The organism is Paenibacillus sp. BT-177 (genome assembly GCF_025846815.2).
Classification (GTDB): Bacteria; Bacillota; Bacilli; order Paenibacillales; family Paenibacillaceae; genus Paenibacillus; species Paenibacillus polymyxa_C.
In genome coordinates this window covers 832,936-857,180 of sequence record NZ_JAOYTP010000001.1, presented here as the reverse complement: position 1 = coordinate 857,180, position 24,245 = coordinate 832,936, and the positions used below count along the sequence as shown (strand labels likewise).

The 24,245-nt window shown below is 46.8% G+C and carries 22 protein-coding genes, 1 pseudogene and 1 other annotated feature; of the genes and pseudogenes, 20 read left to right on the top strand and 3 right to left on the bottom strand.

What is annotated here, in order from left to right; genetic code table 11:
* Positions 1–126: 126 nt before the first annotated feature.
* The 9 genes from OIU26_RS03925 to OIU26_RS03885 all read left to right on the top strand — a co-directional run bounded on the left by OIU26_RS03925 (position 127) and on the right by OIU26_RS03885 (position 6,331).
* Positions 127–657: a YqeG family HAD IIIA-type phosphatase gene (locus OIU26_RS03925; protein WP_013372205.1), complete on the top strand. Its 531-nt coding sequence runs from the start codon at positions 127–129 to the stop codon at positions 655–657.
* The gene (gene yqeH / locus OIU26_RS03920; RefSeq protein WP_013372204.1) at positions 650–1,777 is read left to right on the top strand and encodes a ribosome biogenesis GTPase YqeH; all 1,128 of its coding nucleotides are present in this window, start codon (positions 650–652) and stop codon (positions 1,775–1,777) included. Before OIU26_RS03925 ends, yqeH begins: the two co-directional genes overlap by 8 nt.
* Before the next feature lie 105 nt (positions 1,778–1,882).
* Entirely contained in the window at positions 1,883–2,752 is an 870-nt protein-coding gene (aroE, locus tag OIU26_RS03915; RefSeq protein ID WP_264215983.1) for a shikimate dehydrogenase, read from the top strand.
* A 68-nt stretch (positions 2,753–2,820) separates the two neighbouring features.
* Positions 2,821–3,117: a ribosome assembly RNA-binding protein YhbY gene (gene yhbY / locus OIU26_RS03910; protein WP_013372202.1), complete on the top strand. Its 297-nt coding sequence runs from the start codon at positions 2,821–2,823 to the stop codon at positions 3,115–3,117.
* A gap of 17 nt (positions 3,118–3,134) precedes the next feature.
* Positions 3,135–3,725: a nicotinate-nucleotide adenylyltransferase gene (gene nadD / locus OIU26_RS03905; RefSeq protein WP_013372201.1), complete on the top strand. Its 591-nt coding sequence runs from the start codon at positions 3,135–3,137 to the stop codon at positions 3,723–3,725.
* Positions 3,709–4,305, top strand: a complete 597-nt coding sequence (yqeK, locus tag OIU26_RS03900) for a bis(5'-nucleosyl)-tetraphosphatase (symmetrical) YqeK (RefSeq protein WP_264215982.1) — start codon at positions 3,709–3,711, stop codon at positions 4,303–4,305. Before nadD ends, yqeK begins: the two co-directional genes overlap by 17 nt.
* On the top strand, positions 4,302–4,649 hold the full coding sequence (gene rsfS, locus OIU26_RS03895) for a ribosome silencing factor (RefSeq protein WP_013372199.1): 348 nt from the start codon (positions 4,302–4,304) through the stop codon (positions 4,647–4,649). The genes yqeK and rsfS overlap by 4 nt, the downstream gene beginning before the upstream one ends.
* Entirely contained in the window at positions 4,646–5,554 is a 909-nt protein-coding gene (locus OIU26_RS03890) for a CvfB family protein (protein ID WP_013372198.1), read from the top strand. Before rsfS ends, OIU26_RS03890 begins: the two co-directional genes overlap by 4 nt.
* 3 nt (positions 5,555–5,557) lie before the next feature.
* Positions 5,558–6,331, top strand: a complete 774-nt coding sequence (locus OIU26_RS03885) for a class I SAM-dependent DNA methyltransferase (RefSeq protein ID WP_016821634.1) — start codon at positions 5,558–5,560, stop codon at positions 6,329–6,331.
* A 72-nt stretch (positions 6,332–6,403) separates the two neighbouring features.
* Here the strand turns inward: OIU26_RS03885 and OIU26_RS03880 are convergent, their stop codons facing one another.
* Positions 6,404–6,793 (bottom strand): tautomerase family protein, encoded by a 390-nt coding sequence (locus OIU26_RS03880; protein ID WP_264215981.1) that lies wholly within the window; start codon positions 6,791–6,793, stop codon positions 6,404–6,406.
* A 179-nt stretch (positions 6,794–6,972) separates the two neighbouring features.
* Positions 6,973–7,230 (top strand) — a binding site (T-box leader).
* 61 nt (positions 7,231–7,291) lie between these two features.
* Between OIU26_RS03880 and leuS the strand changes: the two genes are divergently transcribed.
* Entirely contained in the window at positions 7,292–9,730 is a 2,439-nt protein-coding gene (leuS, locus tag OIU26_RS03875; protein ID WP_013372195.1) for a leucine--tRNA ligase, read from the top strand.
* Here the strand turns inward: leuS and comER are convergent.
* Positions 9,711–10,556: a late competence protein ComER gene (comER, locus tag OIU26_RS03870; RefSeq protein ID WP_264215980.1), complete on the bottom strand. Its 846-nt coding sequence runs from the start codon at positions 10,554–10,556 to the stop codon at positions 9,711–9,713. The genes leuS and comER overlap by 20 nt on opposite strands.
* 287 nt (positions 10,557–10,843) lie before the next feature.
* Between comER and OIU26_RS03865 the strand changes: the two genes are divergently transcribed.
* The 6 genes and pseudogenes from OIU26_RS03865 to holA all read left to right on the top strand — a co-directional run bounded on the left by OIU26_RS03865 (position 10,844) and on the right by holA (position 18,568).
* Positions 10,844–11,491, top strand: a complete 648-nt coding sequence (locus OIU26_RS03865; protein WP_264215979.1) for a ComEA family DNA-binding protein — start codon at positions 10,844–10,846, stop codon at positions 11,489–11,491.
* Between the two features lie 87 nt (positions 11,492–11,578).
* Entirely contained in the window at positions 11,579–12,097 is a 519-nt protein-coding gene (locus tag OIU26_RS03860) for a deoxycytidylate deaminase (protein ID WP_013372191.1), read from the top strand.
* A gap of 256 nt (positions 12,098–12,353) precedes the next feature.
* Positions 12,354–14,920: pseudogene (locus OIU26_RS03855) on the top strand (ComEC/Rec2 family competence protein).
* A gap of 394 nt (positions 14,921–15,314) precedes the next feature.
* Positions 15,315–15,863 carry an RNA polymerase sigma factor gene (locus OIU26_RS03850; protein WP_013311184.1) on the top strand — a complete coding sequence of 183 codons (549 nt, stop codon included), beginning with the start codon at positions 15,315–15,317 and terminating at the stop codon, positions 15,861–15,863.
* Positions 15,860–17,323 carry a zf-HC2 domain-containing protein gene (locus OIU26_RS03845; protein ID WP_264215976.1) on the top strand — a complete coding sequence of 488 codons (1,464 nt, stop codon included), beginning with the start codon at positions 15,860–15,862 and terminating at the stop codon, positions 17,321–17,323. The genes OIU26_RS03850 and OIU26_RS03845 overlap by 4 nt, the downstream gene beginning before the upstream one ends.
* Before the next feature lie 213 nt (positions 17,324–17,536).
* Positions 17,537–18,568, top strand: coding sequence for a DNA polymerase III subunit delta (holA, locus tag OIU26_RS03840; protein WP_025674274.1), 1,032 nt, complete (start codon positions 17,537–17,539; stop codon positions 18,566–18,568).
* 83 nt (positions 18,569–18,651) lie between these two features.
* Here holA and rpsT read toward each other — a convergent pair whose 3' ends face one another.
* Positions 18,652–18,924 carry a 30S ribosomal protein S20 gene (rpsT, locus tag OIU26_RS03835; protein WP_013372187.1) on the bottom strand — a complete coding sequence of 91 codons (273 nt, stop codon included), beginning with the start codon at positions 18,922–18,924 and terminating at the stop codon, positions 18,652–18,654.
* 198 nt (positions 18,925–19,122) lie between these two features.
* Here rpsT and gpr point away from each other — a divergent pair, with 198 nt between their 5' ends.
* From gpr to lepA, 4 genes are all read left to right on the top strand, one after another.
* Positions 19,123–20,124: a GPR endopeptidase gene (gpr, locus tag OIU26_RS03830; protein WP_264215975.1), complete on the top strand. Its 1,002-nt coding sequence runs from the start codon at positions 19,123–19,125 to the stop codon at positions 20,122–20,124.
* Positions 20,125–20,356: 232 nt separating this feature from the next.
* The gene (locus tag OIU26_RS03825) at positions 20,357–21,616 is read left to right on the top strand and encodes a stage II sporulation protein P (protein ID WP_264215974.1); all 1,260 of its coding nucleotides are present in this window, start codon (positions 20,357–20,359) and stop codon (positions 21,614–21,616) included.
* A 26-nt stretch (positions 21,617–21,642) separates the two neighbouring features.
* Positions 21,643–22,152: a hypothetical protein gene (locus OIU26_RS03820; protein WP_264215973.1), complete on the top strand. Its 510-nt coding sequence runs from the start codon at positions 21,643–21,645 to the stop codon at positions 22,150–22,152.
* 71 nt (positions 22,153–22,223) lie between these two features.
* Positions 22,224–24,038 carry a translation elongation factor 4 gene (gene lepA / locus OIU26_RS03815; protein WP_013372182.1) on the top strand — a complete coding sequence of 605 codons (1,815 nt, stop codon included), beginning with the start codon at positions 22,224–22,226 and terminating at the stop codon, positions 24,036–24,038.
* Positions 24,039–24,245: the final 207 nt, after the last annotated feature.

The window sequence follows — 24,245 nt, the reverse complement described above, 5'->3', positions numbered from 1 at the left end:
TTGATGCCGCAATTTTTAATCTTAATCTATATGTTTAGTAAAAAGCTGTCCGTTTGTTGCGGATAGCTTTTTACTAAGCCATAGTAATATGGTATAGTTTGTCGTATGAAACTGAGGTGACCGACGTTGTTTGAAATGCTGATGCCCAAGCTACGGGTGAATACCGTCTTTGATATTGATCTTGAAGGCTTGTATGCTCAAGGATATCGCGGCATTATTACGGATCTGGATAACACGCTGGTTGGTGCAAAAGCGCCGAACGCAACTCCCGAGCTGGTGGCCTGGTTTGAAAAGGTCAAACAGGCGGGTTTTAAGCTTGTCATCGTGTCTAATAACAATATGGACCGTGTATCCGTGTTTGCTACGCCTTTGGACATTGAATTTATACATGCCGCCCGGAAGCCATCCAACTCGTCCTTTCGTAGAGCCATTCGTATGATGGGGCTTACTCCGGAAGAGACTATTATGGTCGGGGATCAAATGTTGACGGACGTGTTGGGAGGCAACCGAATGGGATTGCATACCGTTCTGGTACTACCGATATCCATTCATGATGAAGGAGTCATGACCCGATTTAATCGACGGTTGGAGCGAATCGCGCTCACAAGGTTACGTAAGAAAGGCTTATGGCTTGAGGAGGAAAAGAAGAATGACTGAAAGACCTGACGGCGGAACTGCCGTCAAATGTAGTGGTTGCGGTATCGTCATGCAGACCACTGGCCCGGACCTTCCGGGATATATTCCGGAAAAATTATTAACTCGCGAACCAGTCATCTGTCAGCGTTGCTTCCGGATCAAAAACTATAATGAAACCTCTTCGGTGACGGTAGATCAAGATGAGTTCTTGAAGCTGCTTAGTCAGATTGGGGACAAGGATGCGCTCGTCATCCACATTGTAGATATTTTTGACTTTGAAGGCAGCTTGATTTCCGGTCTACAGCGTTTTGTAGGCTCGAATCCGGTTGTACTGGCAGTTAATAAGACCGATTTGTTGCCTAAGGTGACAAACTGGAACAAGGTACGTAACTGGGTACAAAAGCAAGCGAAGGAGCAAGGGCTACGCACGGAAGAAATCGTACTGTGCTCAGCTAAAAAAAATCAGGGCTTTGACCGTCTGCTGGATGTGGTATCTGAACTGCGTGGTAACCGCGATGTATATGTGGTCGGAGCCACAAATGTGGGTAAATCCACGCTCATTAACCGCTTGATTCGTGATTACAGCGATATGGAGCAGGAACTCACAACATCCCGTTACCCAGGAACTACACTCGATATGGTGAATATTCCGCTCGACGACGGCAAGCACATTATTGATACTCCGGGTATTGTGTACCCTTGGCGGTTCAGTGAAATCGTCTCCCGCCAGGACCTGAGCGCAATTATGCCGGACAAGCCGCTGAAGCCTGCTGCATATCAGCTTGATGCCGGACAAACATTGTTTTTCGGCGGTATGGCCCGATTTGATTTCGTAGATGGTCAGCACCAATCATTTACCTGCTACATTAACGGTGGTCTTAAAATACATCGTACGAAGCTGGAGCGAGCTGATCAGTTGTTCGCTGATCATGCCGGGGAGTTATTGTCTCCGCCAACACGTGATCAATTGGCAGAGATGCCGGAATGGACCAGACATGAGTTCCGTGTTCCACGCAAATCTCCATCGGACATCTATATATCCGGTTTGGGATGGATTAGGGTAAATAGCGAGAACGGAGCTCTGGTAGCGGTTCATGCTCCTCGGGGAGTCCGTGTGCTTTTGCGGCCTGCGTTGATTTAACAATGCTGTAACCAAGTGATAGGGCGGCAAGGAACACAACCTGGTTCCTGCCGCCATTCATGTATTTGAGCGGCCTAATATTTTGCAATATGGGGGAGAACAACGATGAGCAGCGGGGAGTCTGGAGCGATCGAACGAGATCTTGTACTATTGGGCGTATTGGGTGATCCGATCAAGCACTCCAAATCGCCCCTTATGCATAAAATAGCTTTACAGGCAGCGGGGATTGATGGAGATTTTGTACCTCTTCATGTCACACCGGATCAGCTGGAGGATGCCGTGAAGGGGATTCGTGCTTTGCATTTCCGCGGAGTCAATGTGACGATTCCCCATAAGGTTGAGATTATGAAATATCTGGATGAGATTGATGAAGGGGCCAGGCTCATTGGCGCTGTCAATACGATAGTGAATGACAATGGGCGGCTCAAGGGCTATAATACGGACGGAATTGGCTACGTGCGTTCCCTCAAAGAAGAGACTTCTGTCGAGTTAAAGGGTGCAAGAATTGCTGTTTTAGGAGCCGGGGGGGCTGCTCGGGGCGTGATTCATGCCCTGTTGGAGGAGCAACCTGAATCGGTCATTATTCTGAACCGAACACGTGACAAAGCTGAACAACTGGCATTGGAGTGGACGACAGAAGCAATTCCAGTAATGGGCTATTCCAACGAGGAAGCTAGGAATGTGCTCACGACAGTGGATGTGTTGATTAATACAACCTCGGTGGGAATGTCTCCTTTATCTGATGAGCTTCCAGTGGAAACGAGTCTGATTCCGGAAGGAATCATTGTGAGTGATTTGATCTATAACCCGCTGGAAACGAGACTTTTACGCGAAAGCCGTGAACAGCGCGGCTGCACTGTACATGGAGGTTTGGGCATGTTTGTGTACCAAGGGGCAGTGGCTTTTGAGTATTTTACGGGGGTGGCCCCTGCAGTAGACCAAATGAGAGCGGCTGTGCTGAGAAGCCTGTCGTAAATCGGATTATACATTAAAATTATGGAAATGCCGCATTGCATATGTGGCGACGAAGGGGTTAAATATACATGTTAACAGGTAAACAAAAAAGATATCTGCGCTCGATGGCGCATCATTTGGACCCAGTTTTTCAAGTAGGTAAAAACGGTACGAATGAGCATCTTATGCGTCACATCAATGATGCGATTGAAAAGCGTGAGCTGATGAAAGTACAAATTTTGAACAACTGTTTGGACGACAAACATGAAATTGCGGAAGAACTGGCAGCAGAGACGGGTTCCGAGCTTGTACAGCTTATTGGAAGCACCATTATTTTGTACAAGGAATCTCGTGATCATAAGCAAATTGAGTTGCCTAGAGGATAATACGCGGGGAGAAAATTATGAAAATCGGTATTATGGGTGGTACATTTGACCCGATTCATATTGGACATCTGCTGGCTGGAGAAGCGGCAAGAGATGCCTATGAGCTGGATCAAGTATGGTTTATGCCTTCTCATATTCCTCCGCACAAGCATCAAGCGGGGGCAAGCGGCAAGGAGCGTCTGGAGATGACAAGTGAAGCGGTGGCGGGTCATCCTGCTTTTGAAGTGCTGGATATTGAAGTGCTTCGCGGGGGGGTATCCTATACCATTGACACGATCAAGAAGCTTCAGGAGCTGCATCCTGCTGTAGATTTTTATTTTATTATTGGTGCGGATATGGTGAACTACTTGCCTCATTGGCAGGGAATTGAGGAATTGGCGCAGCGGATTTGTTTTATTGGGGTGCGGCGACCAGGCTTCCAGCTTGCGTTGGATGAGTTGCCACATTATTTGCAGGACAAGGTACTGCTGGCAGATATGCCAGTGGTGGACATTTCTTCGACGGATATACGGGAGCGTGCTGCAGAAGGCCGTACCATTCGTTATCTTGTGCCTGATCGTGTACATGACTATATTACAAGGGGCGGTTTGTATGAAGTACAGCCGTGAGCAGCTAATGGAAGCCGTATCTGGTCAGATGCCTGAAAAACGCTGGAAACACACGCTGGGTGTTATGCATACCTCTGTAGACCTTGCAAAACGTTATGGGGCAGACCCGGATAAGGCAGAACTGGCGGCTATTTTGCATGATGTGGCGAAATATTGGCCTGTTCAACAGATGGAAGAAGTGATTCGTAACTATCCTGAATGTGATCAGGAGCTATTGGAGCATGACAAGCAGCTCTGGCATTCAGAGGTAGGGTACTGCGTTGCGGCAAGAGATTATGGAGTGGATGATCCGGAAATAAGGAACGCAATCCGCTGGCATACATCAGGACGTGTAGGTATGAGCCTGCTGGACAAAGTCGTGTGTTTGGCTGATTACATCGAACCAGGGCGGGATTTCCCCGGGGTTGAACATATCCGCAAACAGGCAAAGAAAAGTTTGGAGCAGGGCCTTATTGCTGGATTTGACTCTACAATTTCATTGTTGCTGGAAAAGCAAAAGGTTATTTTTCCGCTGACGGTCTTGTCGCGCAATGACTTGATTCAACAGCTAAAACAGAAAAAAACGGAGGTTCATGAATGACCCTAACGAATGAGAAATTAATGCAAACGGCGGTTGAGGCCGCTAATGATAAAAAGGCAATGAATATTGTCGCATTGGATTTGCGTGGAGTATCGCTAGTCGCGGATTATTTTGTAATCTGCCACGGTAATTCGGATACACAAGTACAGGCGATTGTAACCGAAATTCGCAAACGCGCTCATGATGAAGGTGTAGCCATCAAAGGGATCGAAGGAATGGATTCTGCTCGCTGGGTTCTAATGGATTTGGGAGATGTTGTAGTGCATGTCTTCCATCGCGACGAACGCGAATATTACAACATTGAACGACTCTGGTCGGATGCTAAGGTTGTGGAGAAGGTATGAGTTTGATCGCTGGTACTTATGTCACCATTATGGTGGATCGTGAAGTATCGCCTTTCGGCTACTTCCTTACCGTCGGCGAGCAGGATGTGCTGCTGCATTATACGGAGCTGACTCGTGAAATCGAGGTGGGTGAACGGCTGGAGGTATTTATCTTCCACGATACAGAGGACCGTTTGGCTGCAACTATGAAAAAACCGTTCTTGTCTTTGGGAGAAATGGCCAAGCTCGAGGTGGCCGATGTGCATCCGCGTTTGGGATGTTTCCTGGAGATGGGACTGGGTCGTCAACTTTTGCTGCCGATTCGTGAGTTGCCAGAAAACCGGGATCTGCATCCTCGTGTGGGTGACTACGTGTATGCCATTATGGAGCATGACAAACAAGGCAGACTGCGAGCTAAGCTGGCAGGGGAGCAGGAACTGGCTCCATTGTGCTTCCATGCTCCTAGTTCGTGGCTTAATACATGGGTGCAGGCGACGGTGTACAAGCCGCTTCAGATGGGCACATTCGTCCTGGTGGACGGGGGTGTGCTTGGTTTTGGTGCAATAGGGATGATTCATTCCTCGGAACGTAACCGCATGCTTCGTTTGGGCGAGGAGGTTAAGGTACGGGTCACGCTTGTTCGCGAAGATGGTCGGGTCAATCTGGCGATGTCGCCACGCAAGGAAGTAGGCCGTGATGAGGATGCGGATCGGTTAATTGCATTTCTGAAGGAACGTCCGGGTGGCGGCATGCCATATTCTGACGCAACGCCGCCGGATATTATCAAACAACGGTTTGGTATCAGTAAATCCGCCTTCAAGCGTGCGATGGGCAAGCTGATGAAGGAAGGACTGGTTACACAAAAAGAAAACTGGACCTACCTGGTGGAGACAATGCCTAAACCGAAGGACGGGAATGGGGAATAAAAGATGGCTTCTTACCGCAAGTTTGCCTATGTGTATGATGAGCTAATGCAGGACATGCCGTACCCGGACTGGTTGCGCTTTGCACGGCAGGCTTGGGATCGATACGGTATGCCACATACAGTGGCCGAGCTGGGCTGCGGAACGGGCTCAATTACGATTCCACTGGTTAACTCGGGCTTCGAGGTGGCTGGCATCGATTTATCCTCTGACATGCTGGCAGTAGCCCGTCGCAAAATGGAAACCACTCCTCAAGGACAGCGATTGTTTCGTGAGGGAAGCGTTCGCTGGATACAGCAGGATATGCGAGAATGGATTTTACCGGAGCCCGTGGATTCTGTCATTTCTTTTTGCGATTGCCTGAATTATTTACTTGAGGAAGAAGATATCATTTCTACTTTCCGCAGAACGTATGCTGGTCTGAAGCCTGGTGGAACCTTTCTGTTTGATGTACATCACCCCCAGACTTTTTTGCGTTATGATGAAGAACAACCATTCGTACTGGATGAACGCTCTATCTCGTATATCTGGACATGCGCATTGGACACTCCACGTTGTGAAATTGAGCATCATCTCAGTATCTTTGCGAAAGCAGAACATGAAGGACGCGATCTGTACCAGCGTTTTGAGGAAATTCATGTACAGCGTGCTTATGATCCAGACTGGATGAAGGCAGAATTGTCCAAAGCGGGTTTTCGTGATGTGAAGGTATATGCAGATTTTGAATGGGTAGAAGCAGCAGATGACGCGGCGAGACTTTTTTATGTCGCTGTAAAATAGCTAGGATTCATTGAGCTAATATAGAAAAAGAAAGACGCTTTTCATGAAGTCATGAAGGGCGTCTTTTTGCACTCATATATTCACTTTATAGTTCAGCTGAAGTTCATCACCCGGTACACCCCGAATGCCCCAATTCTGTTTCGGGGTTTCAAATATAGTAATCTCAAGATCCTGTGGAGAAATACCCAAAAGATCGTTAATTCTTTGAAATAACAGGTTGATGAGTTGCTTCTTAGCTTCTGTCGTTCTGCCTTCAAAGATACTGATCTCAATAATGGTGTACGCCTCGGAGCGATCATCGGCATATATAAAGTCTTCATGATTCATAGGGAAGAAACGATGAAACCTTTTGTTTGGAGGATAGTTGAACGCATCCACCACGGCAGAGTGAATTACCTCTGAAAGTTGCTTTTTGATCGGATTTAGCTTTTCTTTGATCCCGAAAATTTTAATCTGTGCCATGTCTCAGCTCACCTTTCTTATCTCATCTCAACTTGAATCATTGTAACTTGGAGTTATTATAAAACATTCGTATTCATGTGTCATGGACAACTAGTATGAAGATGGGGTTTAGTATCAAATGTAGTCTTTATTTGACTTTTTTCGCGGTTTTCAATATAATAGTGCCATTATTAACGGTTAAACAATCGCTGATGAGGAATAGTAGTTTTGTCTGGACATGTAGAGAGCCGGCGGGTGGTGCAAGCCGGTTGACAGTGCAAAGCGAACTCACCTCGGAGATATGTGTCCAACGCAGGAAAGCACTGTGTAGGTGTTAGCATCCTGTTATTAACACGCATCGGATCACCTCCGTTATCAGGTGCAAAGGGAGTAGAATGCGAAGAACGCTTTCTGCTAACTAGGGTGGTACCACGGGAATATAACCTCTCGTCCCTAGCGCTGACACGCTACGGGATGCAGAGGTTTTTTTGTTGCATACCGTTTGAGGAGGAAAAGACAATGACAGACACACAGCCGAAGCACGGCTATCAACCGCAAAGTATTGAACCAAAATGGCAAAAATATTGGGATGAGAACAAGACGTTCCGCACTGGGGAAGAGCCGGGCAAACCGAAGTTTTATGCTTTGGATATGTTTCCGTACCCGTCTGGAGCTGGTCTGCATGTAGGCCATCCGGAGGGATACACAGCTACAGATATTGTTTCACGTTATAAAAGAATGCGTGGCTACAACGTGCTGCATCCGATGGGTTGGGACGCCTTTGGTCTGCCTGCCGAGCAGCATGCTTTGGATACAGGTGAGCACCCACGCGAAATTACGGTAAAGAACGTAAACAACTTCCGCCGTCAAATCAAATCACTTGGCTTTTCATATGACTGGGATCGTGAAATCAGTACAACTGATCCTGATTATTACAAATGGACACAGTGGATCTTCATCCAGCTGTATAAGCGCGGTCTCGCTTATGTAGCTGAAGTGCCTGTTAACTGGTGTCCAGCACTGGGAACAGTACTGGCGAATGAAGAAGTAATTGACGGTAAGAGTGAGCGTGGCGGCCATCCGGTTATCCGCAAACCAATGCGTCAATGGATGCTGAAAATTACGGAATACGCGGATCGTTTGCTGGATGATTTGGAGGAGCTGGACTGGTCCGAGAGTATTAAGGATATGCAGCGGAACTGGATTGGTAAGTCTACCGGTGCAGAGGTTCATTTCCCAATTGAAGGCTATGACGAGCAACTCACAGTATTTACAACCCGTCCAGATACGCTGTTCGGCGCAAGCTACTGTGTGCTGGCCCCTGAGCAGGAATTGGTGGATATGATTACTACACCTGAGCAAAAGGACGCTGTACAACAGTATCGTGAACAAGCTGCTCGGAAAAGCGACTTGGAGCGCACGGATCTGGCCAAAGACAAAACAGGCGTATTCACAGGAGCTTATGCAGTGAATCCGGTGAACGGCGAAAAGCTGCCAATCTGGATTGCTGACTATGTACTAGCAGGCTACGGAACAGGTGCAATTATGGCAGTACCGGGTCATGATACACGTGACTGGGAATTTGCTAAGAAGTTCGGATTGAAAATTACTGAGGTCGTTCAAGGTGGAGACGTGGACAAAGAGCCATACACCGAGGATGGCCCGCATGTCAATTCAGGCTTGCTGAATGGACTCACCAATGAGGAAGCTATTCCGAAAATGATCGAATGGCTCGAAGCTGAGGGTAAAGGACAGGGCAAAGTTACCTATCGTCTGCGTGACTGGCTGTTCAGCCGCCAACGCTATTGGGGCGAGCCGATTCCAGTAATTCATCTAGAAGATGGAACGATCAAAACGGTTCCTGAGGATCAACTGCCGCTCGTACTGCCAGAGATGGACAATATCAAGCCTTCAGGTACAGGTGAATCCCCGCTGGCGAATGCGACAGATTGGGTAGAAATCGTTGATCCTGAGACAGGTATGAAAGCACGTCGTGAGACAAATACGATGCCGCAATGGGCAGGAAGCTGCTGGTACTACCTGCGCTTTATTGATCCGAAAAATGATAAAGAGCTTGTATCCAAAGAGAAACAGCGCGAATGGATGCCTGTTGATCTGTATATTGGCGGAGCGGAACATGCGGTTCTTCACTTGCTGTATGCCCGTTTCTGGCACAAAGTACTGTATGATATCGGCGTAGTGGAAACTAAAGAGCCTTTCTATAAGCTGGTCAACCAGGGTATGATTTTGGGCAACAACAATGAAAAAATGAGTAAATCACGCGGTAATGTCATCAATCCTGACGATATTGTAAATACGTTTGGCGCCGATACGCTGCGTATTTATGAGATGTTTATGGGGCCGCTGGAAGCAACCAAGCCATGGAATGAGAATGGCGTTGAGGGAGCGCATCGTTTTCTGTCCCGCGTATGGCGCCTGTTTGTTTCCGAGGATGGTAGCCTGAACGAAAAAATTAAAAATGACGGCGGTAGTGACGAGTTCAAACGCACCTGGCATAAAACACTGAAAAAGGTAACTGAGGACCTGGACGCATTGCGTTTCAATACAGCAATCAGCCAGCTGATGATCTTCACCAATGATGCATACAAAGCAGACCTTCTGCCGCGTGCAGCGATGGAAAACTTCGTGCAAATGCTGTCTCCGCTTGCACCGCATCTGGCTGAGGAACTATGGCAGCTGCTGGGACACAACGAGAGCATTACGTACGCGGCTTGGCCTGCCTATGATGAAGCATGGACGGTGGACGCTGAAGTGGAAATTGTCATCCAGATGAATGGTAAAATTGTACAGCGTGCAACGATTGCCAAAGATCTTGATGCCAAAGCGATGGAAGCCTTTGCTTTGTCGCTGGACAGCGTTCAGGAAGCACTGGCTGGTAAAACGGTTCGCAAGGTAATTGCTGTTCCTGGTAAGCTGGTTAATATTGTTGCCGGTTAATCGGCTTTAGGCCGAAGGAGACATCTATCTTTTGCATGTCTTCTTCATACTTGTTGTGCGTGGCCCGTATTAGCTCAGGGAAGACACTATGCAGGCTGATGTCCAACAATGCGAGAGCTTCGGCGGTGATCCCTCCGGGAACCGCTACTCTTGCTTGTAACTCGGCTGGTGTCATCCCGCCTTCCGTGAGCAGCTTTCCAGTACCGATGATCATTTCACCGGCCAATGCGCATAGTTCTGTACGGTCTATACCCGTAGCTTGAACTGCGGCTTGAATCCACTGGTCCATAAAAAAGGCCAAGAAAGCAGGGCCGCAACTCGAAAAATCCGATGTGATCCGTGTATGAGACTCTTTAACCCGAATTGGCCTGCTGATGTGGGACATAAGCTCTTCCAAAAGGGAGCGATCCTCCTCTGTAATCCGGTTTCCATGGATGCATAGTGAGGCTCCGCTTCCAATCTGGTGAGTGATACTCGGAATAATTTTGGACACTTTGGCTTTCAGTGCATGCTCCAAAATACGGATCTGTACTGGACTTGTGATAGAAACGACGATCTGCTCTTCTGTAATGACGTTGCGTATTTCATCCGTTACGGTTTTTGATTCCAGCGGCTTCACGCAGATAAATAGAATATCGCTTTCCGCTGCCGTCTCACGGTTGCTTTGAGCTGCATGCAAACCTGGATAACGACGGGCTAGCTCGACTACCTTGGAATACGTTCGGTTGCTTGCTAATATTTGCTGTGGTTTGAGTGCGTCCGAATGAATAAAAGATTCAATTAGCAGACTTCCCATGCTGCCAGTCCCGATAAATCCAACTTTCATTGTTCAACGTCCTCCTTTCATACTTTGCGGTATAGACGCTGTGCTGTCATTCTTCTTAGTGTATGCACTTGGTCTTGGCCGACATGACGAATTTTATGTCTGAACACATTAGATCATGGTTGGGGCCGCACCACTCTTTGTATAAATGCTCACAGCGAGACCGTATGGAGGTGTTTACAAACCTCCGGTTTGACGGAAATTGGACAGATTTGCTCTGTTAGATTGAGACGTTGGTCTTCAGTCGGTTCAATTCCGAAATCCATGTGGAGTAGGGGACGATACGAAAAATGAAACGCGTATGGACAGGAACGGCAATAACGCTTGCTGTAATCGGGAGTGGACTTATTTTGTTTGCCGGAGGGCAGCGCTCTGAGCCTCAAGAAGAGTGGAGTTTGCTTAACCATAAGGTGGAGCATGCTTTGGCGATAGAGTCGGAGTCAATTGAGTCGCAGCGAAGCAGTGAGTATACCCAAGGAAAGCATGCTGTAAAAGAGGCTTCAGACCAAACTGAACGCAGAGCGAATGTCGAAGCTGTTGACAATGTGAAGCATAATACTAAGCAGAGTTCTACTGGTGTATCTGCTGCTATGAGTGAAAACTCCATGGTGGGGAATTCAAGTACCGTAAAGCAGTCAGATGTTGCGGATTTGAGATCAGACACTGCTGTTGCCAGTTCGGATGCTGCAACGACGAGTAGGACAAATACGGTGAATGATTCGGTTATTCCATCCGTTTCCGGTGAAAAAAAGGTAAACATTAACACAGCGACTGCTGCCGAGTTAATGGAACTTCCGGGGGTTGGGGCTAAAAAGGCCGAGGCTATTTTGAACTATCGTAATCAGCACGGGCTGTTCAAACGCGTGAACGATTTGGATCGTGTAAAAGGAATCGGAGCTAAAATGTTAGCGAAAATGAAGCCGTATGTCAGCTTATAACTTATTTAAGTTTACGGTATAGGCTTTGAGAGAGTGGCTGTAACGGATATGTTTTACGTTTAACTTGTTTATACGGGAGAGATGGAAATGAGTGCAGATGTACGCAAGGACTGGGACACCTACTTCATGGATATCGCTTATATGGTATCCACCCGTTCGCGCTGCGCGCGGCGTCATGTTGGAGCCGTACTTGTACAAGGTAAGAAGCTATTGGGGACGGCCTATAATGGCGCACCATCCGGGGTGCCTGACTGTTCTGAGGCAGGCTGTATGATCTCGGAGGAATATGAGGTCGTTCACCGTGATGGACGGGAGGAAATGGTTAAGAAGCAGCGTTGTATTCGCACTATTCATGCGGAGCAGAACCTGTTGCTGTTTACTGACCGGATTGACCGTGAAGGCTCCTCCGTATATGTCACCGACCAGCCGTGCTGGACGTGTGCCAATATGTTGGCGAACAGCGGTATTGTGGAGATTGTATATCACCGACCTTATCCAAAAGATGCCGACAAGGTTCGTGCTATGATGGAGGAAAAGGGAATCGCCTTTCGTATGCTGGAGACATATCATCCACCACAGGAAACGCTGATGGATGTTAAAGATTAATTAATATACGAGGAAGAACCTCTGACAATGCTATTTTGTCAGGGGTTCTTTTTTTGTTTTGTGATTTGGACAGAAAGCAATGTTTTTGCGAATGGAAGGTGATTGTATTCAAGCCCAACTTGTGTTTACTAGGCCTATACTAAGTCTCACTGTTTGTTGGATTATAGGAAGTGCAGGAGCGTGTCTGTGTTCGGGACGGATACTTTTATTACTGTGGGCGGGAGTTACCCTGATTTCCCCACTTATAGCTTTACTGATGAAAATTCCCATCCGACATATGGTATTGCTATGGATTGCATTAAGTAGTGGTGGATTTCATTGGTTTTGGCATGATACGCATAATGTAAGCAGTATTCCTGGTGCTCTTCATGTATCGTCTTCTGTCATAGAAGACATGCCTGTTCAAGCAGCAGGGTTTATTGCTTCAGAAGTTGAGATTGATGGGGATCGTGCGCAGTTTGAGATGAGAGTTACTTCAATCCATCACTTTGCAAGTCAATCCAATAAGGTTGAACATCAAGGATCTATTTCTGAACAGGTCATTGTTCATATCAAGTTGGCTGCAAAGCAGGAACAGCAACTTGCGGCAGCATGGCAGCGTGGGGATGCAATCCTGCTGCGTGGCAGCTTAAAGGCACCAGCAAAAGCAGGGAACTTTGGTAGTTTTGATTACAGTAAATATCTGCACACGCAGGAAATTCACTGGCTTTTCAAGGGGGCTGGAGCCGCCTCGTTACAGAGGCAGGAGGCTTCACAGTGGAACCGCTACATATTATTCAGATGGAATGATCAGCTTAGAGGGCAGCTAGGTCAAAAAATGGAATCTGCTTTTACATCACTTCTTCAGGCAGGATATATGAAAGGCCTGGTACTTGGGGTTACAGATGAGCTGGACCCAGCAACGTATAATGAATTTACGCAGCTTGGTTTAACGCATATTTTGGCGATATCAGGTATGCATGTGGCGGTATATGCGGCCACATTATTATATTTACTCAAGTTATTACGAGTTAGCCGTGAAACCTCTCTTACGATTGTGATGGTACTGATTCCGGCTTATGTCCTGCTGACAGGTGCTTCTCCCTCTGTTGTAAGAGCGGGAATTATGGCGATGATTGGCTTGTTTGCAGCTCGGCGAGGGCTGCTCAAAGACGGACTTAATATTTTAAGTATATCTGCGTTGCTCATGTTGCTATGGAATCCATACTACCTGCTTAGCGTCAGCTTTCAGCTGTCTTTTTTGGTAACAGGTGGGTTGCTCATATATATGCCGCTTATGAAGCCGTTTTTCGCCAAATGGCCCCTCCTGATCGGTGGTGAAGTTGCGATTACAGTCACGGCACAGCTTGTTTCGTTTCCAATGACGGTATTCTACTTTAATCAATTTTCGTTATTATCATTTGCGGCTAATTTTGTACTTGTCCCCCTAATTACATATATCGTGCTTCCACTGGGTACGGTGGCCATGGGAATGGCCTTTTTATGGGGGGGTGGTGCTCGTATCCTTGCGTGGCCGGCAGAGCAATTGAACGATCTGACCTTTTGGCTTGTGAAATGGCTGAATGTAGATGATGCTTATGTGAGTATTTGGCCGTCTTCTTCTATTCTGTGGGTTCTGGCGTATTATACAGCTTTGTACAGTGTTTTGTACTGGCTCAAAACGTGGTTGATATCCCGAAGGAAAACGGGCGACATTTCCGTTGTGAATTCTACTACCATAACATTACCTATGTATACAGGATTAGAGGCTGCTGCTGAGTGGGCTGCTATTTTGCAAACGGCTCATGAACCCGAGGGTGCAGGGAAATTTGCGCGTCGACAGTGGAATGGATATCGTCATGTGGCACTGGCTTTAAGTGGTATTGCCTGGCTTGGCATACTATGTATAGGGTACCAATCTCCTAGTGAAAGAAACACGGGAGTTGTTCAGTATCTGGATGTGGGCCAAGGTGATAGCATTTTAATTACAACGCCGGGAGGGAAACATATTTTGGTGGATGGCGGGGGTACAATGGACTTTGCAACAGGAAAAAACGTTTGGCGCAAGCGTACAGATCCCTACGAGGTAGGCGCGGATACGATTGTCCCCTTGCTAAAGCAACGTGGGGTGCACCGGCTGGACGCTGTCATTTTGACGCATGGAGATCATGATCATGCCGGAGGTCTACAGGCTGTATTTGACCAAATTCCCGTATCCACCTTATTTTTTAACGGTACTCTAACAGACAAAGCCCCATTCCGGAAGTTGTTAAACTGGCTTTGGACAAGCAGATCAAGCTGTACGGTGCACATCATAGCATGGAGTGGGAACCGGACCGGGATACGAAAATTCGCTTTCTCTATCCGTTTAAGCTGGAGGAGAACGAATCTGAGCAGTTGCCAGTTATGAAGGAACAGAATCATTATTCTGTTGCCATGATTTTAGAGATGGAGGGGGCCTCGTTTTTATTCACAGGAGATATGGATGATGCTGCAGAGTCGCTGCTGCTTTCTGAATTAACCCGTTCTCCATCTCGTGTGAAAGCTCAGGAGGTAATAGGAGCTGCAAGGAAAGCTGTCGACGTTATGAAAGTGGCACATCACGGAAGTAAGTATTCCACCTCGGAAGAGTGGTTGTCCTACTGGCAGCCGAAAGTATCCGTCATTTCAGTTGGTGCAAGCAACACATATGGACATCCGAATAAAGCGGTATTGGAACGTTTGGCCGAAATTGATTCTGCCATATATCGAACAGACACAATGGGAGAGGTACAGATTCGTGCGCAGCAAGGGAAGCTGAGTGTGCGGTATCAACGCAAACGTGAACAAATAGATACAAAATGATTTTGATTATACAAAAAAACAGGCTTATAACAGCTAATAATTTGCCTGCCGTTAAATCAGATAAGGGATATCAATACTCAATCGACAATTTTTATTTTCAAGATCCGATTGCTCTGTCTTATCAATTAGAACTCATATCTGATTTTTTGACTTCCAAGAAGTTACAAAACGTTTCATGCAATTCAATAGGTTCAGTATCTAGATGTATGTAGGGGCTGAGGGAAGGTGACTACCTTCCCTTTTTCTGTTATTCTAAGGGAGGATACAATGGGGATTCTGGGCATTTTGTTATAATTTTTTTTATTAAAAAAATAAAATTAGCGTCAGACGTCTATCCTGCAACAATTTGTAAAAGGGATACGTCTGTAATATTGCAGGGAGAGGGGGATCCTTTGTGGTAGAGCAGGGACTCATCCGAGCCGCTCAATCGGGCGATCGCGACGCTCTCATTACCCTATTAAGAGAGATAGAACAGCATGTGTACCGTACGGCATATTACATTCTAAATAATGAGCAGGACGCCATGGATGCTTCACAAGAAGCCCTCATACGAATATATTCCAAAATTAACTCTTATGAGGAAAAAGCGCAGTTTAAAACCTGGGTCCAACGCATTGTAACGAACATATGCATCGACAAATTCAGAAGAACGAAGCCTTCGGTTTCCATTGACGAGCATGACATGATATTTAACGACCCCCAAAACGTGGAGGTCGAGGTGTTAACCTCTTACATGGCACAGGATGTTCGTGAGGCTATACAACAGCTCCCGGAACACCACCGGACGGTAATTGTCCTGAGATATTTGCAGGATTTCTCTTATAACGAGATTGCCGATTCTCTGGATTTGCCGCTAAATACGGTCAAGTCATACTTGTATCGTGCAAGACAACAATTGCAAGGGCTACTTCAGGAGTATCAGAAAGGTGGTGTATCAGGATGAAGTGTGGAGAAGAGGTGATGGATTGGATGCAGCGTTATGTGGATCATGAACTGGGTGAAGAAGAGACGTCCCAATTAATGAACCATATTGCGACTTGCCCGGACTGTGCGGAAAAATTTCATATTCTTCAGACACTCTCTCGCGAGCTGGAGGAATTGCCTGCGGTTTCCCCGGCGTTCAGCCTGGTGGATTCCATCATGCCTCAGCTTGATGCCATTGACCGCGCACGTGAAGAGCAGGGAAGCGCGCTTCAGGAAATGCAGCCTGTAGCTGCTGATCCTGAGCCTGGAACGGGGCCTAGACAACGTACTCAGCCTGTGCCTTGGTGGAACCGGGTGGGAGGGCGTGCTGCCATGGGCGTGGCTGCCGCTGCCGTTGTACTGGGGATTGTAGTATTCAACTTCGAGCCTAAAACAGTGCAGGATGCGGAAGGCATACTTACATCCCAGTCGCCCGAGGTGACAAGTCAGCAGAATCAGACGGAAATCCCAGGTACGACCAATGGGAGTGGAGGACGTGATGCAACCATTGGAGCGGAATCGACCAAGCCGCCATCTGAACAGGGACAAGGAGCCGATTCCTCTCTGACACCTGCAGATAAGGAACCTGACTTGGGCGACCAGGGAATAAACAGTCCAGATGACAAAAAGAATCCTTCCAAACCGGATGCTGGGAAGGTGGATGATCAGCAAGCTGGCGAGGAACCTTCAACAAAGTCTGCACCGACTAAACATTCTTCCCGTCAGGATGAAAAGCAGGGACAGCCAAACGTCGATCGTCAGGCCTCAAAGGATGACTCGTCTGCAGATGCTCCTCAATCCGATGACAAACAGTTAAAACAGAAAAAATCTGATCAACCCACGATTGCTCCTGATGAACAGCTGGATCCGAAAATGGAAAAGGCACCATTAGCAGATACGGGTACCGCTCAGGAGGATAATAGGGATGATACAAGTACAAATGATGCATCTTCGTCGCTTAGTCAGGAATTGAAGGTACAGAGTCGAATTGCTTCAAATGAAACGTCGAAAGATACGACATCCAAAAGTGTCGCCAAGGATGCGGGTAACTCCTTAGGAGCGGATAGCAGCAATGCAGCTTCTAATGATGAGCAATCATCCGTGTCACAAGACCCGGTTCGTAGAGAAGGCTTTGTATCTAATTCGCTGGTCTCTCCGGACAGCAATAATGCTTCCACCTATGGTGCCCAGTCCGCCTCTACAGATCAGTTCAACTCGCCTGATGGTAGCTATGCAGTGGCTATTGAAGGCAAAAAGCTGAAAGTGTATAAGCTTTCCGATAACGGTGTAGACCGAACAACACTGGAAGTCCGTACTCTGAAGGGTGCTTGGGTCAAAGGAAGCTGGTCAGATGACAGCCAGACCTTTATGTATGAGACGGAGCAGGATGGGACTGCAAGTAAATATACGTACACCGTCCCGCGTAGCACTGGAAAATAGTTTCCGTAAGTTGGCACACTTTTAGAAACAGAGAATAAACTATATGAACCGACGTCGTATCCCGACGGTTGAAAGTTTCTAGAGCTTTCTGCTGCCGTGTTGATATAGATGGTGGTGAAGGGATTCTGCCTAAAGGCGGGGTCCCTTTGTTTGTGTCATGACTTGCCTTCCGGTCGGATGTCAGGTACGATCAGTGGGTGGGGGGAACGGAAAATGGATGTAAAAACAGCCTCTAAGGCTATTCGCAAAGGTGATATTTCGCCAGTGTATCTGCTATATGGCAGTGAAAAATATCAAATGAAGCAGTTTGTTGATATGCTAAAAGAGAAGGTGGTGGAGGAGGAGCATCGTGACTTCGCCATTATTTCTTATGATTTAACCGAGACGCCAATTGAGGTGGTTGTGGAGGATGCGGAGACAGCGCCTTTTCTGGTGCCGAAAAAGCTAATTATTGTACGGGATACCAGTGTATTTGCAGCAGGCAAAGATAATGGAAAAATAGAGCACCGTCTTGAGACTCTGTTGACTTATATGGATAACCCGACTGACTATAGCGTCATCGTTTTTACGGTTCAGGCTGAAAAACTGGATGAACGGAAAAAGATCGTCAAGAAACTGAAAAGTGATGCCTCAGTTATTGCTTTCGCCCCTATGGGTGGAGATGATCTTGTAGCTTGGGTCCATAAGCGTGCAGCAGAAAGAGAAGTGCAGTTGGCAGCAGGAGCGGCTGAGAGACTCATTCAATACACGGGTACTGGGCTTCAATCCTTGGCTGCCGAGATAGATAAGCTGTGCTTATACGCAGGAGCGCAGGGAACGATCTCATCCGCTGACATTGAATCCCTTGTGCCTCGTAATACAGAGCAAAACGTATTTGCGATGGTTGAGGATCTGGCTAATTTGCGGCTGGATAAGGCGCTCAGTATTTTTTATGAATTGCTTAAGCAAAAAGAGGAACCAATCAAGATTGCAGCTTTGATCACACGGCAGTTTCGTATTATGTTGCAGGTCAAAGAGCTGGCAGGTCAAAGCTATTCTCAGCAACAAATTGCGAGTCAGCTCAGCTTGCATCCTTATGGGGTGAAAGTTGCAGGGGATCAAGCGCGACGCTTCCGTCCTGAGCAGCTGCGCCAGCTTCTCTATGAACTGGGCGAGCTGGACTATCATATGAAAACAGGTGTTGTTGACAAGGTGCTGGGACTCGAACTATTTTTGATGAAAATGGGAGCAGGTGCTTCAATCTAATCTCATAAAGTTATAAACTAAAAAATCCTGATCAGCCAAGGCTGGTCAGGATTTTTTCATTAACGTATAAAAGTAGCTCTTGCTTACGCTTGAGCTGTAAGAGCGTTAAGTTTTTTCGCCAAGCGGGATTTCTTGCGAGCAGCTGCATTTTTGTGGATCAGACCTTTAGTTACAGCCTTGTCCAGCTTTTGGGAAGCCACTTTGAAAGCAGCAGCAGCAGCTTCAGCTTCGTTACCTACCAACGCTGTATCGGCAGCTTTTACTGCTGTACGAAGCGCGGATTTTTGGGAAGCGTTCAACGCACGGCGTTTGTCGCTAGTTTTAACGCGTTTGATAGCGGATTTGATGTTTGGCATTACATTCACCTCCTGTAAAGGCATTACTTATGAACACAAACGTTTCACAACTTAAAATATTTTAGCATGCCACACCTCAAATTGCAATAAGAAAACATTCTAAGACGATGCAAATTACAGGATGAAAATGGATGTGCATAAACCTGCTGGGTGTCTCGCACACTATAGCCAGAGATGGTATACAAGGAGGTTTAAAAGATGGATCTGGATTTGCAGAAGTACGCGGTACGCACGGATTTGGCATTAGAGGCAAGAGAGCTGGCAGAACGGAATCAGCCTGTACCGCTGGCGGGTATAAATGAGAGTGTGGAGGAAGATAACGGTATTAAAATTACGCGGCTGGATGTATTAAATGAAGAAGGAGCCAACCGTATTGGGCGGGTACAAGGGCATTACGTTACGCTCGAAGTACCTGGCTTGCGTGAAGGCGACACTGGACTTCAGCAACGGGTAGCTATTGCCTTTGCCAAAGAAATGGAGCATTTTATACAAAAAATAGGGATTTCTAAGGTGGCAAGAGTGCTGGTGGTAGGGCTGGGAAATTGGAATGTTACTCCTGATTCTCTGGGTCCGCTTGTCGTTGAAAATTTAATGGTCACCCGTCAATATTTTGAACTGACACCTGATCAGATCAACCCTGGATATCGGGATGTGAGTGCAATTGCGCCGGGTGTTCTTGGTATCACGGGAATCGAATCCAGTGAGATCGTTCAAGGCATTGTGGATCGCACAAAACCAGAACTGATTATTGCTATTGATGCTTTGGCGTCACGTTCACTGGAGCGTGTCAATACGACTATCCAAGTGGCGGATATCGGAATACATCCAGGTTCAGGTATTGGCAACAAGCGGCGTGGTATCACCAAGGATATTATGGGGGTTCCGTGTATCGCTATCGGCGTTCCAACGGTATGCTATGCTTCGACCATCGTCAACAATGTAATCGAACTGATGAAAACGCATTTTACCAAAGAAAAAGCTTCTACCAAAGTAATTCTCGGAATGTTGGATGAAATATCAGAACCTGAGAGACTTGGGCTAGTGAAAGAGGTGCTCCAACCACTAGGGCATGATTTGATTGTGACTCCAAAAGAGATTGATGAATTCATTGAAGATATCGCGAATATCATTGCGACCGGATTGAACGCTGCTCTACATGAGGCTGTTGATCCCGACAATGTCGCCGCTTATACGCATTAATGAAAGGCTAGCAAAACCATCTTTCTAAGACACGACACAAAAATCTCTATTTAACAGGTAGCCTATCTCCTTCGAAAAGGGGTGGGCTGGACCTGTGATAGAGATTTTTGTGTTCTAGTAATTGTTCTCCGTTCATAGAGTTGAAGTATAAGAGATTTCCGCAACAGATAGGAACCCTGTGTTCTGAATGTAATAAGCGGGTTTCGACGGGACGAAGGAGGACAAGGCTCACATGAAAAAAATTCAGACCTGGAACGTCGGAAGATGGAGAAGAAAAGGTATCGAAATTTTGGCAATGGGACATACGCTTGTGCTGCTTATCATGGGCTCGGCGCTTTTATTTGTCGTTTTGGGACTAGGAGGGTTGGCAGAAAATCGTTTGCAAACCTCTCCTGTTTCTTCGATGAAAGGATTGGCAGGCTCGGTGTCCAGCGGTTTTTTCGCGGATATGCTAGGTATGGAGGTACCTCATTTGGCACAAAAGAAACAGCATTCTTCGTTGTCGGGTGAACAATGGTCGCCATTTGTTTTTCAGATGCTTACAGGTATTAATCCGCAGGATCCCAAAAGTCTCATTTCTCGTGAAATTCCTGGCATGTCTGCTGGTGCGCCTGTCTTGCTGCGCAAGGGTTCGGGGAACGACAAGGTAGAGGGTCCTACGGATTATCAGCCTGATCAGGGAACGACAGATACCCCTGGGGGTTCAGACGCAGCTGAGAACCCGCCGTCTACTACGCCGGGTATTCCGACAACACCGGAAACAGACCCTGCACGTGAGGATGATCCAGGTGATGCCGCCAAAGGGGAGAAGCGTATATTAATCTACCATTCTCATCCCAGAGAAGCATATAATCCATTACTGAGCAAAACCAGTTCTAACCCCAATTCAGGCTCTAAGTCAGCTAATGTATCAAGGGTAGGTGACTTCGTAAAGAAGAGACTGGAAAAGCAAGGGATATCTACACTGCACGTAAACAAGGATTATGCCACCACAGTTCAAAATTACAATTGGAACTACTCCTATAAATATTCACGCGCAACAGTCAAGGAGGCTTTGGCTCAAAATAAAGGTTTGACTTATCTGCTTGATATTCATCGTGATTCGCAACGTCATGGAAAAACAACAGCCACCATTAATGGACTTTCTTATGCCAAAGTGTATTTTATCATCGGACATGACAACAAAAATTGGCGTAAAAATGAAGCTTTTGCTGCTCGTATTCATGAAAAGCTGGAAAAATCCTATCACGGCGTATCACGAGGTGTATGGGGAAAAGATGGCGGCAAAGGAAACAACGGTGAATATAATCAAAGCTTGTCTTCGCATAGCATTTTGATCGAAATCGGAGGAATTGACAACACGGAGGAGGAGTTAAAACGAACTTCTGACGTTTTGGCGGATATGATCAGTGAAGTGTATTGGGAGGATCAGAAAGCCCAGAAGGCGGGCACCAACGTATCTGACACCAAAAAGAGCAATAGCGGCAATTAAATAAGGTAGCAGTTAGGGGGGATATAATGACCGGACATTTTCGTAAAAAAGCGCTTGGATTTGTGCTTCTGATCGGAGCGGGCGTGTTACTTGGCATGCAGCTGGCAGGTTCTGGTCTGCGCTCAGTCTATGGCCCGGAATGGGACGAGAATCCAGTTTCATCAGTAAATCAACAGAAAGTTGAATATGAGCAGACGGTGATTGAGGATACCCCGGCAGCTGATGCCCGAGCGCATAATCGTACGTATAATACAAGTAGAAAGGTCGAGTTTGAGCCACAAACGGACACGAACGAAGGGAATACAAACGAACGAAGTGAGGAACAGACCGCACGCTGGACACATGAATGGGATATGAAGGCTGCACAGGATGACAATACTCGGCAGGGCCTAGAGACTCCTCGTGAGCTGCTAGCCGTAAAGGCGCAGCAGGCTTCGGTGGATACCATGGCTGACAAAACGGCTGGACTGCTTCAAAATCTGTCAAGACAGGGCATTCGCTGGGTTGTATCTGTATTTGACGGGGTAACAGAATAGAAATATTGCTGACCCCCCTTACAACTGCTATAATAAGCTGATTGATACTAGGCATTGTGTGGGGGTAAGGCATGACTGACATTTTGGCAAGACAACGTAAAATTCGGAACTTTAGTATCATTGCACATATAGACCATGGTAAATCTACGCTGGCTGACCGGATCTTGGAGTACACCGGTGCACTCACTTCCCGCGAAATGCAGGAGCAAGTGCTTGACCAGATGGAACTGGAGCGGGAGCGCGGGATTACGATTAAGCTCCAGGCAGTGCGACTCACTTATAAGGCCGATGACGGCGAAGAGTACATTTTGAATTTGATTGATACACCGGGACACGTCGATTTTACCTATGAGGTATCTCGTAGTTTGGCAGCCTGCGAAGGTGCTTTGCTGGTAGTAGACGCAGCGCAGGGGATTGAGGCGCAGACATTGGCTAACGTTTATTTGGCGTTGGACAACAATCTGGAGATTTTGCCAGTGCTTAACAAGATTGATTTGCCAAGTGCTGATCCTGAACGGGTAAAGCAGGAGATCGAGGATGTTATCGGTTTGGACACGAGCGAAACCGTACATGCTTCAGCCAAAGCTGGAATCGGTATCAAGGAAATTTTGGAACAGGTGGTCAGAAGTGTGCCTGCTCCGCAAGGAAATCCGGATAATCCGCTCAAGGCGCTTATTTTCGATTCGCATTATGATCCTTATAAAGGCGTTATCGTATATGTACGTGTTGTAGATGGCAGTATCCGTGCGGGTTCGAAAATTAAGATGATGGCCACTGACAAAACGTTTGAGGTTATCGAGGTTGGAGCTTTCATGCCACGTATGACGATCGTGGATGAGCTAAATATCGGTGATGTTGGTTTTATCGTTGCCGGAATCAAGCATGTGGGCGACACTCGTGTCGGGGATACGGTAACGGATGCCAAAAATCCAACACCAGAACCGATGCCAGGCTATCGGAAAATTAATCCAATGGTGTATTGTGGTCTGTATCCGATTGAAACATCGGAATATAATGATTTGCGTGAGGCGCTTGAAAAGCTGCAACTGAACGATGCTTCGCTCAGCTTTGAACCGGAAACATCCAGTGCGCTGGGCTTCGGCTTCCGTTGCGGTTTCCTTGGTCTGCTTCATATGGACGTTATTCAGGAACGTATTGAACGTGAATTCAATATTCCACTGATTACAACGGCACCAAGCGTAATTTACCGTGTACAATTGACTAACGGGGAAACGATTGAAATTGATAACCCATCCAACTACCCGGAAGTAGGACGTATTGAACATGTTGAAGAGCCATATGTTAAGGCAGGCATCATCGTGCCAAATGATTATGTAGGTACGGTTATGGAGCTTTGTCAGAGCAAGCGTGGTGAATACGTGAACATGGAGTACCTGGATACAACACGGGTAACGATTACGTACCAGATTCCTTTGTCTGAAATCGTATATGATTTCTTTGATCAGCTTAAATCCAGCACCAAAGGTTATGCTTCCTTTGACTATGAGATTTCAGGCTATCGCCAATCTAATCTGGTGAAGATGGATATTCTGTTGAATGGTGAGCAGGTCGATGCATTGTCATTCATCGTGCATAGAGATCGGGCTTACCACCGCGGACGTATCATTTGTGAGAAGCTGCGCGAGTTGATCCCGCGGCAAATGTTCGAGGTGCCAATCCAGGCATCTGTAGGAACAAAGGTTGTTGCGCGTGAAACCGTTAAGGCTATGCGTAAAAACGTCTTGGCCAAATGTTATGGCGGCGATATTTCCCGTAAACGGAAGCTGCTTGAGAAGCAAAAAGAGGGCAAGAAGCGTATGAAGCAGGTCGGTAACGTAGAAGTACCACAGGAAGCATTTATGGCGGTACTGAAGATAGATGAGTAAAGCAGTTTGAAGTATTCGTCCATTCTTTCATGAGGCATTTGCCATGCATGGAGAATGGACGTTCTTTATTTGAGCAAGCTATTCAGGACAGAGGGCTCGTTCAAGTTCTGATTTAGAGTAATATGGCAACTATATCTTTAAATCAATCTTTAGAGTATGTTTAAAGATGTTTTTCTTTTACTGCAACACCTACACCACAAAAAATGA

Bases quoted from the DNA above. Each gene is read 5' to 3' on its own strand.
- yqeH (WP_013372204.1), top strand. From the start codon at position 650: ATGACTGAAAGACCTGACGGCGGAACTGCCGTCAAATGTAGTGGTTGC.
- yqeK (WP_264215982.1), top strand. From the start codon at position 3,709: ATGAAGTACAGCCGTGAGCAGCTAATGGAAGCCGTATCTGGTCAGATG.
- nadD (WP_013372201.1), top strand. From the start codon at position 3,135: ATGAAAATCGGTATTATGGGTGGTACATTTGACCCGATTCATATTGGA.
- OIU26_RS03885 (WP_016821634.1), top strand. From the start codon at position 5,558: ATGGCTTCTTACCGCAAGTTTGCCTATGTGTATGATGAGCTAATGCAG.
- OIU26_RS03865 (WP_264215979.1), top strand. From the start codon at position 10,844: ATGAAACGCGTATGGACAGGAACGGCAATAACGCTTGCTGTAATCGGG.
- leuS (WP_013372195.1), top strand. From the start codon at position 7,292: ATGACAGACACACAGCCGAAGCACGGCTATCAACCGCAAAGTATTGAA.
- gpr (WP_264215975.1), top strand. From the start codon at position 19,123: ATGGATCTGGATTTGCAGAAGTACGCGGTACGCACGGATTTGGCATTA.
- OIU26_RS03890 (WP_013372198.1), top strand. From the start codon at position 4,646: ATGAGTTTGATCGCTGGTACTTATGTCACCATTATGGTGGATCGTGAA.
- comER (WP_264215980.1), bottom strand. From the start codon at position 10,556: ATGAAAGTTGGATTTATCGGGACTGGCAGCATGGGAAGTCTGCTAATT.
- OIU26_RS03845 (WP_264215976.1), top strand. From the start codon at position 15,860: ATGAAGTGTGGAGAAGAGGTGATGGATTGGATGCAGCGTTATGTGGAT.
- OIU26_RS03820 (WP_264215973.1), top strand. From the start codon at position 21,643: ATGACCGGACATTTTCGTAAAAAAGCGCTTGGATTTGTGCTTCTGATC.
- OIU26_RS03880 (WP_264215981.1), bottom strand. From the start codon at position 6,793: ATGGCACAGATTAAAATTTTCGGGATCAAAGAAAAGCTAAATCCGATC.
- OIU26_RS03825 (WP_264215974.1), top strand. From the start codon at position 20,357: ATGAAAAAAATTCAGACCTGGAACGTCGGAAGATGGAGAAGAAAAGGT.
- lepA (WP_013372182.1), top strand. From the start codon at position 22,224: ATGACTGACATTTTGGCAAGACAACGTAAAATTCGGAACTTTAGTATC.
- rpsT (WP_013372187.1), bottom strand. From the start codon at position 18,924: ATGCCAAACATCAAATCCGCTATCAAACGCGTTAAAACTAGCGACAAA.
- OIU26_RS03860 (WP_013372191.1), top strand. From the start codon at position 11,579: ATGAGTGCAGATGTACGCAAGGACTGGGACACCTACTTCATGGATATC.
- holA (WP_025674274.1), top strand. From the start codon at position 17,537: ATGGATGTAAAAACAGCCTCTAAGGCTATTCGCAAAGGTGATATTTCG.
- aroE (WP_264215983.1), top strand. From the start codon at position 1,883: ATGAGCAGCGGGGAGTCTGGAGCGATCGAACGAGATCTTGTACTATTG.
- rsfS (WP_013372199.1), top strand. From the start codon at position 4,302: ATGACCCTAACGAATGAGAAATTAATGCAAACGGCGGTTGAGGCCGCT.
- yhbY (WP_013372202.1), top strand. From the start codon at position 2,821: ATGTTAACAGGTAAACAAAAAAGATATCTGCGCTCGATGGCGCATCAT.